This window comes from Alkalibacterium olivapovliticus (genome assembly GCF_003003275.1).
Taxonomy (GTDB): domain Bacteria; phylum Bacillota; class Bacilli; order Lactobacillales; family Carnobacteriaceae_A; genus Alkalibacterium; species Alkalibacterium olivapovliticum.
On the sequence record NZ_PVTO01000017.1, the window covers coordinates 19,145 to 34,720 of the forward strand.

Here is a 15,576-nt window from a genome sequence, read left to right on the forward strand (position 1 = left end):
ATGAAGCCCTCAACTGAGGTGCTTCATTTTTTTGATTAGTCTGCTTTTCTGACCCATACGGAAATGGACTCCGCATTGACTGGGAACGTTGCTTTTCCTTCATCATCGATTTCAATTTCTTCTTCTCTGTTTTTCATCAAGTCGACATATACTTCATTTGCATGCAGTTCACCGACAGACATTTCTTTATAGCCTTCATCCCCGTTAGACATGATGACTGCACAGCCCTCTGGATGCTCATCATTACCTGTACGCGTGAATCCGATACAGTTGCCGTGATCAAGATAGTTGTATTGTTCACCGTAAGCATACTCTTTTCGCGCTTTCAGTAATACCTCTATTTCTCCGCGACACCCGTCATACTCCACATCTCCTTTGTACCCATAGTAATCACTATAGAATACACAGGGATAACCGTAATAACTGAGCAAAATAAAGCCGTATGCCAGCGGTTTGAACCAGGGTTCTACATAAGACTCAAGAGACTGGCCCGGCTGGGAATCATGATTTTCAACAAAGGTGACAGCCTGTTCGGCATTTGTTTTATACAGCGTCCCATCCAATAATCGCCTTAAATCGAAATCATTATGCTGCTTGGATGCTTCGTGAAGGGCATAATGGAACCGGACATCCATCATCGAGATGGAATAATCATGTTCTTCAAGATACTCGTCTAAGTATTTATAGCGCTGGTGCCAGTATTCTGCTACAAAGAAGAAATCTTCTCCATGAACCTCTCTTACATCATCGATCAGGTCTCTCATAAAATGACTGTCGATGTGTTTTACGGCATCCAGTCTGATTCCGTCAATACCCGTTTCTTCAATAAACCAGTGGATCCATTTTTTTGTTTCTTCAATCACTTCCGGGTGGCTGTAATCAATATCCGCAAACATCAGGTAATCGAAGTTTCCAAATTCAGTAGAGACATGCTCGTCAGGGGCCCAGCCTTTATCGTCGCCTTCTATCCTGTAAATGCCTTGTTCTCCAGAAATGTCATCCTCTGAAACACCTGAGAAATGGTACCAGTGCCAGGCAAATTCAGAGTACTTGCCTTCCCTTCCAGGAAAATTAAAATGAGTCCAGGACTCTATTTCACGCGTATCACCGATCGCATCATGGCGATTCTCCGGGTCAACGGGTGTGGCCTCGAATTGTTCAGTCTCATCTGCACCCGCTTTATGATTCAGTACGACATCTGCATACACATGGATGTCCTGCTCGTGTAATGCCTTTATAGCTTCAAGCAACTCTTCTTTTGTTCCGTATTTTGTGCGTACCGTTCCCTTTTGATCAAACTCTCCCAAGTCGTACAGGTCATAAATCCCATATCCGACATCATCTTGACCAACTGATTTAAAGCAGGGTGGAATCCATACAGCGGTTATACCAATTTCTTTAAGATGTTCAGCATCTTCTTTCAGTCGTTTCCAATGTTTCCCATCATTGGGCAAATCCCATTCGAAGTATTGCATCATCGTTCCATTCATCTTGTTTTCTCCCCTTTGGTCTTTTCCGCTACAGTAATACACACTGTATCCTTTCATTTTACATTTAGAGGAGGATAAGTACAAATATAAACACCCTTTGACAGCTTTTCTGATAATGAAAAAGAAGTTTTCTTAAATCCTTGTTTTTGTCCTATCTGCAATGTAAAATCAAGCTATTCATGTTATTTGCTTCATAATGATAGTTCACGGGCAGGAAGGGTTGTTATATTAATGAAAAGATTTTTAAATCAGTTTTCTGACTGGCCGATTCCTATAAAAATCGTTGTCAGTTTTGCTTTTGTCATGTTTGCCGGATCGCTGATATTGGCTCTGCCTATTAGTCAATTAGAGAGCTCTCAAGCAACTTATTTTGATCATTTATTTGGCGCAATCTCAATGGTCGCCGTGACGGGTCTGTTTACTGTTCCTGTTGCCCATACTTATAATCTGTTTGGGCAGATTGTGGTCCTGGCCTTAATCAAGTTAGGTGGACTCGGAATTATTACGATAGTATCTGCCATTATTTTACAAACTGGGCGAAAAGTTAGTATGAAAGAGGAAGTGACCTTACAGCAGGCATTGAACCGCAGCGATATGATGGGCTTTAAAAATTTCCTTATTGCTGTTGTAAAGTATACGACTTTAATTGAGGCAATTGGCGCATTTTTCCTTGCTTTTCATATGGTTCCCCTCTTAGGATGGGGAAAAGGACTGTTTACGTCGATTTTCTTAGCCATATCTGCTTTTAACAATGCTGGGTTCGATAATTTAGGCACCACCAGCTTACAACAGTTTGTCAATGCACCCATAGTCAATCTGGTCGTTCCTTTACTCATCATTCTAGGCGGAATCGGTTTTTCAGTTTGGTTTGATGTTTCCAAGCACTTTAAACAATTTATTAGTGTCCGTAGCTGGATCGATTTCAAGGGAACTTACAGACGACTGAAACTGCACACCCGTTTAGTTATAAAATGGTCCTTATGGCTGATCGTAGCTGCAATGGTTCTGATTATGTTATCTGAATGGAATCATTTAGGGTCTTTAGGTGACTTATCTCTCTCAGGAAAGATACAGGCAACCTTCTTTCAGGCTGTAACGCTTCGTACAGCTGGATTTGCAACCGTTAATCTGACTCAACTTCACATGTTTACAATTGTGGTCTTCACCGTTTTCATGTTCATCGGAGGGTCTCCTGGAGGAACAGCAGGTGGAGCAAAGACCTCAACTGTAGCACTGGTTGTTAAGCTCATTGGATCTGAAATGAGAGGGTTAACTAACGTCAATTATAAAAAACGCACACTTGAAATGGATATTGTCAAGCGGGCCCTGGTCATTGTTGTTATGTTCGTTTTACTCAACTTTATTGGTCTGTCCCTTATGACCATTTTTGATGAACACATTCCATTGCAGTATCTTTTCTTTGAATCGGTATCCGCTTTTGGTACAGTCGGATTATCTGCTGATCTGACACCAGAGTTATCAAGGTACAGTCAGACAGTCATTATGTTCTCAATGTTTATCGGACGTTTAGGTCCAATCACTATCTTTACAGCATTAAGCACGAGAGACAAGAGAAAACGAGAAATCACGTACGCTACAGGAAATATATTAATTGGATAGGAGTCACTACTAATGGTAAAAACAGTTGGAGTATTAGGACTAGGCGTGTTTGGATCCACAATTGCTAAAGAACTGGGTGATCAGCACTATGACGTGATCGCTGTAGATAAAGATTTAATTGATGTAAATCGTGTGGAAGAACATGTCGTACAAGCGGTACAGGGAAACTTTACTGATATTGAACTACTCAAAAGTATCGGTTTCGCTAACTGTGATGTGGCAGTCATTGGTACAGGGTCTAACCTGGAAGCAAGTGTTATGGCTATTATGAACTGTAAAAAGTTGGGTATCGAAAGAATCATTGCTAAGGCTAAAAACAGAATGCATATGGAAATCATGCTGGAAATCGGCGCAGATGAAATCATCCGTCCTGAAAAAGAGATGGGCGATAAAGTCGCTCGCAATATCATGCGTAATAATATTTTAGATGTGATTACACTGGACAAAGATAATTCGATAATCGAATTTACTGCACCTAAACGCTGGATTGGCAGAAGTCTGAAAGACCTTGATCTCCGAAAAAAATACAAAATCAATGTCATCGGTATGAAGTCACATCCTGACGGGGAACTGTCTATTAATGTACCACCTGAAGAAAAAATATTGCCGGGCAGTTTCATTGTTGCCATCGGTAAACCAGATACATTTGAACATCTGGATTATACGGATCAGCTTAGATAACTACAGCAAAACACCTCTTCTACTTAATCATAGGTAGAAGAGGTGTTTTTTCGTTCGATTTAGTTGATTGGTGCCCATACGTTTTCAAGAATATTTGTCTGGTCTCTGTCTGGTCCAACTGAGAATGTCGATACGCGAACACCTGTCAGCTCAGATACGCGTCTGATATAATTCCGCGCATTTTCTGGCAGCTCTTCAAGTGTGCGGCATTTAGTCACATCTTCTGTCCAGCCTGGGAGTTCTTCATAAATAGGCTGACATTCGCTTAATTCTCTCAAGCTCGCCGGATAGTGAAGAATCTTTTCGCCATCGCGCTCATAGGCTGTACAGATCTTGACTGTTTCAAGTCCGGACAAAACATCTATAGAGTTTAAAGACAGATTGGTGATACCTGAAACACGTTTGGCATGGCGCATAACCACACTGTCGAACCATCCGATTCGTCTCGGACGACCTGTTGTTGTCCCGTATTCTTTACCCGTATCACGAATCTGCTGACCAATTTCATCATGCAGTTCAGTTGGGAAAGGACCATCCCCTACTCGAGAAGTATAGGCCTTACAGACACCCACTACTTTTTCGATTTTAGACGGACCGACACCACTTCCGATTGTCACGCCACCAGCTACTGGATTGGATGATGTTACAAAAGGATAGGTTCCCTGGTCAATATCCAGCATGACCCCTTGAGCCCCTTCAAATAATACACGTTTCCCTGAATCCAGTGCGTCATTCAAAACGACAGATGTGTCACAGACATACTGCTTGAACTGCTGACCGAACGCATAGTATGTTTCAAATATATCGTCAAAGTCCAAGGCTTCTGCCCCGTATACGTTGGTAAAGAATTTATTTTTCTCTTCCAGGTTTACTCTCAGACGTTCTTTAAAGATATCTTTGTCCAGGAGATCAGCGATTCGAATCCCGACTCTAGACGCCTTGTCCATATAAGCCGGCCCGATTCCTCTGATCGTTGTGCCGATTTTGTCGTCCCCTTTTGAATCTTCCTGAAGTTGATCCAATGCGATATGGTACGGTAAAATAACGTGCGCCCGATCCGATACTCTCAAGTTATCTGTCGAAATTCCTCTGTCGTGTAAATATTTCAGTTCTTTGACCAGCGACTTGGGATTGATGACGACACCATTACCAATCACACTAATTTTATCCTGAGCAAAAATACCTGAAGGAATCAGATGCAGTTTATAAACGACTCCATCAAACTGAATCGTGTGTCCCGCATTGTCTCCGCCTTGATAACGTGCAATAACTTCTGCACTCTCACTCAAAAAATCGGTAATCTTTCCTTTTCCTTCGTCTCCCCATTGTGTACCAACTACTACGACCGACGTCATATGTCCACCTCTTCTATAATTTTTAACAAAAAAGAGAATCCCTCTAATCGTCTATTAAAGTATACAAAGAGACATCAAGCTCTTTTGTTTCCTTTTTTGAAATAGACGGAGGCATTCTCCTAACATTAATTGATTTAGTTATAACAACGTTCACTATTTTACCACAGATAACGCAAAAGTGAAGGATGAATTTCGATTTTTATAGAGTAATGTCGAAATCCAGATCCTCATCATCTGCTCCAGCAAATTCTGTGTATTCATCTACCGGTTTTTTAATAAGGATCTGTGTGGTAACTGAAATGACTGTCCCAATCAGGATAGCCGAAATAAAAATCCCCAAGTTACTGGCCATTGGCATTCCAAACACTCCGGATACACCAGCAGTAGACACGCCGAATCCCATCATGATTGCTCCTCCAATCGAAGCACCTAACATGTTGGCTCCAACTATACGCAGAGGATCTCTAAATGCATAAGGCAGAGTTGATTCGGTAATCCCCACTAAACCGGATAATATGGACGCTGGTGCCATTTTGATCTCATCCTCGGTATATTTATTGCGGGCAATCAAAGAGGCGATACCGACCGATAATGCCGGTACCATGATGCCTGGAAAAACAGCTGCATTTACAACGAATCCCAGTCCACTCGGATCGTTCCACACAGCAAAAACAAACGTAATCGCGATCTTGCCGATAGGGCCTCCCATATCGAACGCACACATGGCGCTCAGTATGGCACCCAGTAAAAAGGCATACTGAGGGGCTTGAGATAACGTAATCAGGTTGTCGATAATGAAGTCATTCAACGCACCGACAAAATACGCGATCGGATAAGCCATGATTACATACAGGAGCCAGCCTGTGAGGACTGGAATAAACAAGGTCTTTTTGATGGAATCTAAAAATAAAGGCACTTTTATTTTTCTTATAAAGAGCACGACGTATCCGGCTATCAAACCGGCCAATATGGCCCCTAAAAAGCCACTGGCTGACGTTCCTTCGACTGGAGGGTGTGCTGCTATATACCCCCCAATAAAACCGGGGATAATAGCTGCTTTGTCTCCAATTGCATAAGCCATGTAAGCAGCAAAGATTGCGGGTATAAGATCCATCATCATCCAGGCAAAACCGTTTAAAGTAGCCACTGCCGGAAAATCACTTTGAACAGATTGTGAGATCATCCCCGTCAGTGCAATCGTCATACCTGAAAATACAATTAGCGGCAACATATAAGAGACACCCGTCATTAAAGCCTGCTGAAATTTTTTCATTATCATTCCCTCTATTCTAATTAGTGATGAGTGATAGCTTGCGAACAGATTTACGCGAGCTTCTCTTCGATTTTTTTAATCACGCCATTTGCATTTTTTATGGCCGTGGCGACAGGAATGGTTACTTTCTTAATGTTTTCAAACCGTTCTGTACGAGCCAACTTGATATCAGTCGCTAAAATCAGGATATCCGCTTCTTCCAGTTCTTTTCTAGTCAGTCCATTTTCGATACCTGTTGCGCCCTGAGTCTCAACTTTTACTTCATGCCCTCTCTTTTTTGCGGCATCCTCAATAGCCCGCTTGGCCATAAACGTGTGGGCAACGCCCGTGGCACAGGCAGTGACTGCTACTATTTTCATGCTTAACCCTTCTTTCTCTATATTTCTGTGAGCATCAACTGCACTGTCGACTGTAAAGCCTCATCCGTCTGATCCTGCTTGATGGCAAGCTGAATCTCTTCGTCCATCAAGTTGTAAGATAGCCTTGAAAGCAACTTCAAGTGCTGTACTTCTCCATTTTCTTTAGGTACGATAAGCAAAATCACAGTATTGACCTTCTGCTCATCCATCGACTCCCATTCGACTCCCTGCTGCAGCTTCATCACTGCTACCAGTGGCTTCTTCAAGTCTGATGCCTTTCCGTGAGGAATCGCAAAGCCTTCCCCAAATCCGGTCGTGCTCACTGCTTCTCTCTCTAGTACCGATGAAAAAACACCTTGCACATCGAATCGAATTGAACTCCCCTCGCTCACAACTGTGATCAACTCTTTCAACAGCCTTTCTTTTTCGATCTGCTGGGTGTCGACCGCAGAATTGACATAGATATATAATGATTCCTCTTCCTTAAACACGTTGACGCTCACCTCCAGTTTTCAATATCCTTAATTATATCAGTTGTTATTCTAAATAAACAAAATTTAGCCCTAAAAACCCCATTCACTCTCACATGTTGTGAAAGTAAATGGGGTTTTGTCAGGATATCTGATTTTCAGGATAATAAGACATGGAGGAGAATTTATTATATTCCTTTATGAATAACAGTTTGCAGGTCCCTCTGGCACCCGATCTGTTCTTCTCTAAAATAACTTCAACCACATTCTCGTCGGCCTGCTCCTCTTCTTCATCATCTTCATTACGGTAATAATCTTCTCTATAAAGGAATGCCACAATATCGGCATCCTGCTCAATCGATCCAGACTCTCTTAAGTCACTGAGTATCGGACGCTTATCCTGTCTCTGTTCTACACTACGTGACAACTGAGATAAGGCAATAACGGGAACAGATAATTCTTTAGCCAGCTTTTTCAGCTGTCTGGAAATTTCAGATACTTCCTGTTGTCTGCTTTCTTTCCCTGTTCCTTCAATCAATTGGAGGTAATCAATTACAATCAGTCCAAGGTCTCCCTTTTCCTGCTTTAATCGTCGACACTTCGCACGAATCTCTGCTGTGCGGATACCCGGCGTATCATCTATATAGATATTGGCTTTTGATAAACTCCCCATTGCCACAAAGAGCTTCTCGAATTCTTCTTCTGTTAACTGACCCGTTCTCAGGTTAGACGCATTAATTGTCCCTTCCGCACATAACATACGGTTAACCAGCTGCTCGGCACCCATCTCTAAACTGAATATAGCCACATTCTCATCTGTCTTCGTTCCAATGTTTTGAGCAACATTCAAGGCGAATGCCGTTTTCCCGACACCCGGTCTGGCTGCCAAGATGATCAGCTCATCCTCATGCAATCCAGCTGTCATTTGGTCAAGCATTTTATATCCAGTCGAGATACCTGTAATGTCATCGTCATTTTGGAAGAGATCATCAATATTATTAATGGTATCTCTCAATACAGATTCAATAGATACAAATCCACTTCGACTTCTTTTTTCAGAAACTTCCAGTATACTTCGTTCAGCTTCATCGAGTAAATTAGGTACATTATCTGCTTCCTGATACCCTTTCGAAGCAATATCAGTCGCTGTCTGTATCAATTTACGCAGGATAGACCGTTCTTCAACAATCTTCGAATAATACTCTACGTTGGCAGAAGTCGGTACAATACCAGCTATTTCTGCCAGATAAGGCGTGCCTCCAACGTCTTCCAGCAGACTTTTCGTTTCCAAGCTGTTGGCTATCGTTACAACGTCGATTGCTTCATTTCGTTCATTCAGCTCCATCATAATCTGGAATATAAGCTGGTGGGCGCGACGATAGAAATCGTTAGCCTCAACGAATTCCATTGCAGGGATCAGCGCTTCGGGATCTAAGAGAATCGATCCTAAAACAGACTGTTCAGCCTCTATATTCTGTGGAGGTAAGCGATCTCCTAACATTTCCATACTGTGAGTATCTCCTTTACTTAACTTAACTGTTTCTCTATTTTACCTCATCTTATTCTAAAAGTATATAAGGGAACATGTGTTTAATTGTTTCACGTGAAACAATTAAAAAGATGGCCCGGATAAAGGACCACCTCTTTAAAATTAGACTATTAGTTAATTTAACTTATTTCTGTAACACGGACCGTCAGCTCGGCTGTGACGTCTTTGTGAAGCTTGATGTCCATCTTTTGAGCGCCGACAGATCTCATTGGGATCTTCTGATCGATTTTACGTTTATCCACTTTAATGCCCAGCTGCTTCTCGATCTCTTTCGCAATCTGTTTAGTAGTGACAGAGCCGAACAGACGACCGTCGTCTGCTGCTTTTTCTTTAATCTCAATCGGGTTTGCTTCAATCTGTTCTTTCTCTTTAACAGCAGCTTCATAAATTTCCTGCTCTTCACGTTCCTGAGCTTTATTTTTCATGGTTAGTTCTTGTTTTGCTGATGAAGTCGCCTCTTTGGCAAAGCCTTTTTTGATTAAAAAGTTGTTTGCATAACCATCTGAAACTGACTTCACTTCACCTTTCTTACCTGTACCTTTAACATCTTTTAATAGAATAACTTCCATAGTCTTGTCTCCTTCTCTATTTTTTAGTCGAGTTGAGCTTGTATAACATCTTTTAATTCTTCTATTATTTCTGTCACGCTTTTTCCGTCAATTTGAGTTGCCGCGTTGGACAAGTGACCACCGCCACCCAATTTTTCCATAATGATCTGAACATTGATTTTACCCAAACTTCTGGCACTTATGCCTACCATGTCTTCAGAACGCCTTGTGATGACGAATGCTGCTTCGATACCTGACATCCCTAACATTGTATCAGCCGTCTGTGCTGAAGTTACAGTCTGGTAAATCGTGTCATCATCCCCATTTGCAATGGCTATTCCATCTTGAACAAATTCAATTGTCTCAATTAATCGACTTCTTTGCAAGTATACTTCAGGGTCTTCTTTTAGCCAGCGCTGAATCATAGTAGAATTCGCTCCAACTGATTGCAGGTAACTCGCTGCGTCAAACGTACGGGAACCTGTTCGCAGACTAAAGTTGTTTGTATCCACTACTATTCCACCGAGCATGGCTGTCGCTTCGATACGGTTGATTGGATCACCGTCCGTCGAAACATATTCAAACAACTCCGTGATTAATTCAGCTGTAGAAGAGGCGTAGGGTTCGATATAGACCAGCAGAGGATTTTCAGTAAACTCTTCCCCTCTACGGTGATGGTCAATAACCATATTCCGCTTCGTCTTCTTGAGCAGATTAGGTGCAATAGACAGTAATGGTTTGTGGTGATCTACAAGCACTACCAGGTCTTTTGGTGTTATACGTTTTTCAGCATCAGCTATCGATATGATGTTTTTACGTACCTGATCATGCTTGTCAATTTCAAGCATCAGTTTGGTGACGTCGTGACTCAAATCGTCCTTATCTACGACAACATACACCGTCTTCTTCAGCATCATTGCGATTCTTGCTACACCTAGTGACGATCCAATGGCATCCAGATCAGGATTCTTATGGCCCATGACGAAGATATGTTCACTGTCGTTCATTAGTTTCTGCATTGCCTGACTAATCATACGTGATCTGACTCGGGTTCGTTTTTCCATCGGATTTGTCTTGCCGCCGTAATATCTTGGCTCTTCATCCACAGGTTTAACGATGGCCTGATCTCCACCTCGCCCTAAAGCAAGATCCAGATTGTTTTGTGCCAGTTCAGCCAGCTTATCAAACGGTTCTTCTCCGTAAGCCAGTCCCAGACTAATAGTCAGAGGCAGGTTACGTTTAGACGTTCGTTCTCTAATATTATCAATAATATTGAATTTCTCTTTTTCAAGACGATCCAGCTCTTTTCTATTTAGAAGCAGGAAATAGCGGTCATCAGATACCCGTTTGTAGAATATACCATGCTGTCTTCCCCAGTTTGAGAAATAAGTAGTCAGCATACTATCGAAACCAGATACACCTCTATCATCCAACCCTTGAGTAATTTCATCATAGTTATCTAGGAACAGCCAGCCAACAACTGGTCTAGCTTCTTCATATTCTTCTTTGATCGTGGCGTATTCAGTAATATCCATCAGATAGACTGCATAAATATCCTTCTGAAAAGTAACTTGGTATATTTTCTCATTCCATTCAACCAGACTGTGCTGCTTGTCTTCTGAGGTATACATCTCGTATAGTTCAGAGTGAATATCCTCCAGTGACTCGCCCAAGACATTGCCAACTTTAGAAAGCTGAGTCTGCATGTACGGATTCAGCCAGTCAACTTGATGTTCTTCGTTTAATAGAAGAATACCAATTGGCATTTTAATAAGCGCTTCCTGTTCTCCCCTTTTGATTCGGTAAGTAAGATTCAGGATATAGTCATTCAATTCTTTTATATAGACATTGCCTAATCGCCAAATGACAATCAGTGTTACTATGAACATGATCAGCATGATGGTCCCTAACCATAGATACGCTACAAAGCTGAGTAACGTCATGATCAGTTGAATAGCTAGTGCAAAGAATAAAATCAAGCGCAAAGAGGGATTATTTAGAAACTTCGGAAGTATATCTTCCTTCTTAGTATTGTTCATAGTTTCTCCTTTTAACACTATTTATTTTCCTTATTTTATCATTTATTTAACCGTTATACTATATGAGTTAAGGAAATTAAACCAAAGTGTTTCACGTGAAACATCTTGCTTAGTTAGAAACAGAAAGAGCTGCAACAGTATAAACTGTCACAGCTCTATTAGATTTAATTTTGTTTATTCTTCAGTAACAAATGGCAACAAGCCCATGATACGAGCACGCTTGATTGCTTTTGTCAGTTTACGTTGATTTTTTGCATAAGTTCCTGTTACACGACGTGGTAAAATTTTACCTCTGTCGGAAATGAAACGTTTTAACAAATCAGTATCTTTATAATCAATATATTCGATATGATTTGCTGCAAAGAAATCTACCTTACGGCGCTTCTTCCCGCCTCTACGTCCAGCCATATTATAATCCTCCTTTTATACTTGAATCAAAATGGTAAATCGTCATCTGAAATATCGATTGATTCATTATTACTTTCAAACGGATCTTCATCGAAATTAGCATAATTGCTCTGATTGTTTTTTGGAGCTTGATTTTGATTGTTTTGTTGAGAATAATTACTACTGCTATTATTAGAATTAGAGTTAGAATTATTAGATGATGAATTATTATATCCACCATTTCCAGTACTCGCTCCATCGTTCTGCGCACGTTTTTCAGTGACAGATTTCGGTTCAAGCATTTGGAAGTTCTCACAAACAACTTCTGTTATATAAACTTTTCTACCTTCGTTATTCGTGTAGTTACGCGTTTGCATACGCCCAGTGACACCTACTAATGAACCCTTACGAGTAAAATTAGAAATAGTCTCAGCAGTTTTTCTCCAGGCAACACAATTTATAAAGTCCGTTTCACGTTCTCCCTGCGCATTGCTGAAAGGACGTTCCACTGCAACTGTAAATGAGGCAACTGCGATTCCACTACCCGTATAACGAAGTTCAGCATCTTTAGTTAATCTTCCAACTAAAACGACATTATTAATCAATCAAAGATCTCCTTTCATTAAAAAGGCAATTAAATTATTGTTTCACGTGAAACAATTAGTTTTCCAGACGTACGATCATATGACGTAAAATATCGTCATTAATTCGAGCTAGTCGATCAAATTCATTGATAGACGCTGCATCAGTAGAATCTAGGTTTACCAAGTGATAAATTCCTTCACGGTATCCTTTGATCTCATATGCAAAACGACGCTTCGACCAGTCTTTCGATTCATTTATTTCAGCACCTTTACCTGTTAAAAGTGTATCGAAACGCTCTACTAAAGCTTTCTTACCATCTTCATCAAGATCAGGACGGATAATATACAGAATTTCGTATTTAGCTGTTTGACTCATCTTTGACTGTCACCTCCTTATGGACTTTGGCCCCTTCATTTGAAAGAGCAAGGAGAGTATTCATTTAAGAGTACTCACTCCGAAATATTATAGCACACGTGCCTTTCAAGTGCAAGGTTTCTTATGATACTGCGTACTTTAAGTTTTTTACTTAAAAAATATAACTTGATTATATTTTTTCTCTGATTTTACAAAAAAACGTCTACACCAGCAGCCGTAGCTGACAGTGTAGACGTATTGATTCGTCTTTATTCTTCTTCCATCTCATCAGATGGGTCTGATGATTCGTCATTCTGTTCAGAAGCTTCTTCGATCGCTGAAGATTCAGGTGTTTCACCCGTATCATCCAGTTCACCCTCTACTTCTTCAACCTCGATGTCTTCATCGATTTGAACTTTAGCTAAAGTTGAAACAAAATTACCTGCTTCAAGTCTCATCAGGCGTACACCTTGAGTGGCACGACCTGTTTTAGAGATGTTTTTCGCGTGGAAACGAATAATGACACCACTTGTCGTGATCAGCATGATGTCTTCTTCTCCATCAACGGTCTTCAGACCAATAAGCGGTCCGTTTTTCTCGGTGATATTGGCCGTCTTGACACCTTTACCGCCACGTCCGCGAATCGCATATTCTGAAGCCTCTGTCCGTTTTCCGTATCCATTCTCAGTAATGATCAGTACTTCCGAGTCTTCATTCAACTTGTCCATACCGACTACATAGTCGTCATCCCTCAAACGAATACCTCTCACACCCGAAGCGGCACGTCCCATACTTCTGACGGCATCTTCATGGAAACTCACAGCATAGCCTTGTCTCGTCCCAATAATGATGTGATCATCTCCATGTGTGACAGACACATCGATCAGCTCATCATCTTCTTTCAGTACGATGGCTTTCAGTCCGCTCGTTCTGATGTTATCGAAGTCTGAGAAGGCTGTACGTTTGACTGTACCTAGGCGAGTGGTAAAGAATAATTGTTCATTCTCTTCACTTTCACCTCGTGTATTGATGATGGCCTGAATCTTCTCGTCATTTTCGATTCCCAGGAAATTGATAGCCGGGATCCCTTTGGCTGTTCTGCCGTACTCAGGGATTTCATATCCTTTAGCTTTGTACACTTTACCCGTATTCGTAAAGAACAGAAGCAAGTCATGTGTGGAACACGTCAGTAACGTCTCAACGAAGTCGTCTGTGTTCGTCCCCATGCCTTTAACGCCACGTCCACCTCTATTTTGAGCTTTAAACTCAGAAATGGCCATCCGTTTCATATAGCCGTTATGAGATAATGTCACAGCGATTTCTTCTTCTTCGATTAGGTCTTCGTCTTCGAGGCTTAATGCTTCTCCGACTAGCAACTCAGTTCGACGGTCGTCACCATGTTTTTCAGCGATTTCTTCCAGTTCAGTAGCAATGATTTCATGTACGCGTTCAGGACGAGCTAAAATATCCGTTAAGTCATCGATCGTCGCTTTAAGCGCCTGATACTCGCCTTCAATTTTCTCTCTTTCGAGTCCTGTCAGACGGACCATACGCATATCTAAAATTGCCTGAGACTGACGATCACTCAAGCCGAATTTTTCCATCAGTGCATTTTTAGCGGCATCTCCTGTTTGAGAACCTCTAATAATTCTGATGATTTCATCGATATGGTCCAAAGCGATACGCAATCCTTCAAGGATATGAGCCCTAGCTTCTGCTTTTTTCTTGTCGAACTCGGTTCTACGACGTATAACTATACGCTGATGTTTTAAATATTCAGTAATGATTTCTTTCAAACCTAATGTTTTAGGAATACCATTGACGATTGCCAGCATATTGAATCCGAAAGAGGTCTGAAGGGGTGTCATTTTATAAAGGTTATTTAAGATAACACTAGCAGACACATCTCTTCTGACATCGATGACCATGCGCATACCGTCTCTATCAGACTCATCATTCAGGTCTGTAATCCCTTCGATTCGTTTTTCACGCGCCAGATCAGCAATACGCTCGACCAGTTTCGCTTTATTGACCAGATAGGGAATTTCATCAACGATAATACGTTCCTTACCGTTCGGCTGAACTTCTATTCTGACTTTTGCACGGATTTTAATCGATCCACGACCGGTTTCATAGGCTTTTCTGATTCCGGATTTCCCCATGATCATTGCACCTGTCGGGAAATCGGGACCAGGTATAACTTCCATCAGTTCGGCTACCGTTGCGTCTTCATTTTCCATTACTAAACGACAGGCAGCGATGACTTCTCTAAGATTGTGCGGTGGAATATTCGTCGCCATTCCGACAGCGATCCCTGAAGCTCCGTTAACTAACAAGTTAGGGAAACGAGCAGGCAGGACATCTGGTTCTCTTTCTGATCCATCATAGTTATCGTGATAATCGACGGTGTCCTTATTGATGTCTCTGAGCATTTCCATAGCGATTTTGCTCATTCGTGCTTCTGTGTAACGCATCGCAGCAGCACTGTCACCATCAACAGAACCGAAGTTTCCGTGTCCATCGATCAGCGGATTACGGAAACTGAAGTCCTGTGACATACGAACCATTGATTCATAAATCGCAGAGTCCCCGTGCGGGTGATATTTACCCATAACGTCTCCAACGATACGGGCTGATTTTTTATAGGCTTTATCAGGCGTCATACCCAGTTCATTCATCCCATAAAGAATACGGCGATGTACGGGCTTCAGTCCATCCCGAACATCCGGTAATGCACGAGAGACAATAACACTCATTGCATAGTCCAGAAAAGACTTTCTCATTTCAGTAGATAAATTAATCTGTTCCATTCGTGATTCTCTTTCTTCAGCCAAACTTTATTCCTCCTTAAACTCTCTCAGTACTC

14 protein-coding genes are annotated in these 15,576 nt (G+C 41.5%); 2 read left to right on the forward strand and 12 right to left on the reverse strand.

Annotated features, from left to right (window positions below; all coding sequences use genetic code 11):
* Positions 1 to 35: 35 nt before the first annotated feature.
* A complete protein-coding gene (locus tag CLV38_RS08890) occupies positions 36 to 1,490 on the reverse strand; it encodes an alpha-amylase (protein WP_106194330.1) in 1,455 nt (484 codons plus the stop codon).
* Positions 1,491 to 1,721: 231 nt separating this feature from the next.
* Between CLV38_RS08890 and CLV38_RS08895 the strand changes: the two genes are divergently transcribed.
* Together CLV38_RS08895 and CLV38_RS08900 are read left to right on the forward strand one after the other, a co-directional pair.
* Complete coding sequence (locus CLV38_RS08895; RefSeq protein ID WP_106194333.1) at positions 1,722 to 3,110, forward strand: TrkH family potassium uptake protein; 1,389 nt, start codon at positions 1,722 to 1,724, stop codon at positions 3,108 to 3,110.
* Between the two features lie 12 nt (positions 3,111 to 3,122).
* On the forward strand, positions 3,123 to 3,791 hold the full coding sequence (locus tag CLV38_RS08900) for a potassium channel family protein (RefSeq protein WP_106194335.1): 669 nt from the start codon (positions 3,123 to 3,125) through the stop codon (positions 3,789 to 3,791).
* Between the two features lie 59 nt (positions 3,792 to 3,850).
* Here CLV38_RS08900 and CLV38_RS08905 read toward each other — a convergent pair whose 3' ends face one another.
* From CLV38_RS08905 to gyrA, 11 genes are all read right to left on the reverse strand, one after another.
* Positions 3,851 to 5,146, reverse strand: a complete 1,296-nt coding sequence (locus CLV38_RS08905; RefSeq protein WP_106194338.1) for an adenylosuccinate synthase — start codon at positions 5,144 to 5,146, stop codon at positions 3,851 to 3,853.
* A gap of 199 nt (positions 5,147 to 5,345) precedes the next feature.
* Positions 5,346 to 6,419, reverse strand: a complete 1,074-nt coding sequence (locus CLV38_RS08910; RefSeq protein ID WP_170068857.1) for a PTS fructose transporter subunit IIC — start codon at positions 6,417 to 6,419, stop codon at positions 5,346 to 5,348.
* Between the two features lie 50 nt (positions 6,420 to 6,469).
* Positions 6,470 to 6,778 carry a PTS fructose transporter subunit IIB gene (locus tag CLV38_RS08915; RefSeq protein WP_106194344.1) on the reverse strand — a complete coding sequence of 103 codons (309 nt, stop codon included), beginning with the start codon at positions 6,776 to 6,778 and terminating at the stop codon, positions 6,470 to 6,472.
* Positions 6,779 to 6,795: 17 nt separating this feature from the next.
* On the reverse strand, positions 6,796 to 7,269 hold the full coding sequence (locus CLV38_RS08920; RefSeq protein WP_170068858.1) for a PTS sugar transporter subunit IIA: 474 nt from the start codon (positions 7,267 to 7,269) through the stop codon (positions 6,796 to 6,798).
* A 121-nt stretch (positions 7,270 to 7,390) separates the two neighbouring features.
* Positions 7,391 to 8,755, reverse strand: coding sequence for a replicative DNA helicase (gene dnaB / locus CLV38_RS08925; protein ID WP_106194349.1), 1,365 nt, complete (start codon positions 8,753 to 8,755; stop codon positions 7,391 to 7,393).
* A gap of 161 nt (positions 8,756 to 8,916) precedes the next feature.
* Positions 8,917 to 9,366: a 50S ribosomal protein L9 gene (gene rplI / locus CLV38_RS08930; protein ID WP_106194352.1), complete on the reverse strand. Its 450-nt coding sequence runs from the start codon at positions 9,364 to 9,366 to the stop codon at positions 8,917 to 8,919.
* A gap of 23 nt (positions 9,367 to 9,389) precedes the next feature.
* A complete protein-coding gene (locus CLV38_RS08935) occupies positions 9,390 to 11,384 on the reverse strand; it encodes a DHH family phosphoesterase (RefSeq protein WP_106194417.1) in 1,995 nt (664 codons plus the stop codon).
* 174 nt (positions 11,385 to 11,558) lie between these two features.
* Positions 11,559 to 11,792: a 30S ribosomal protein S18 gene (rpsR, locus tag CLV38_RS08940; protein WP_106194355.1), complete on the reverse strand. Its 234-nt coding sequence runs from the start codon at positions 11,790 to 11,792 to the stop codon at positions 11,559 to 11,561.
* A 26-nt stretch (positions 11,793 to 11,818) separates the two neighbouring features.
* A complete protein-coding gene (gene ssb / locus CLV38_RS08945) occupies positions 11,819 to 12,376 on the reverse strand; it encodes a single-stranded DNA-binding protein (protein ID WP_106194358.1) in 558 nt (185 codons plus the stop codon).
* A 55-nt stretch (positions 12,377 to 12,431) separates the two neighbouring features.
* Positions 12,432 to 12,731 (reverse strand): 30S ribosomal protein S6, encoded by a 300-nt coding sequence (rpsF, locus tag CLV38_RS08950; protein ID WP_106194361.1) that lies wholly within the window; start codon positions 12,729 to 12,731, stop codon positions 12,432 to 12,434.
* A 248-nt stretch (positions 12,732 to 12,979) separates the two neighbouring features.
* A complete protein-coding gene (gene gyrA / locus CLV38_RS08955; protein WP_106194364.1) occupies positions 12,980 to 15,544 on the reverse strand; it encodes a DNA gyrase subunit A in 2,565 nt (854 codons plus the stop codon).
* Between the last annotated feature and the right edge of the window lie 32 nt (positions 15,545 to 15,576).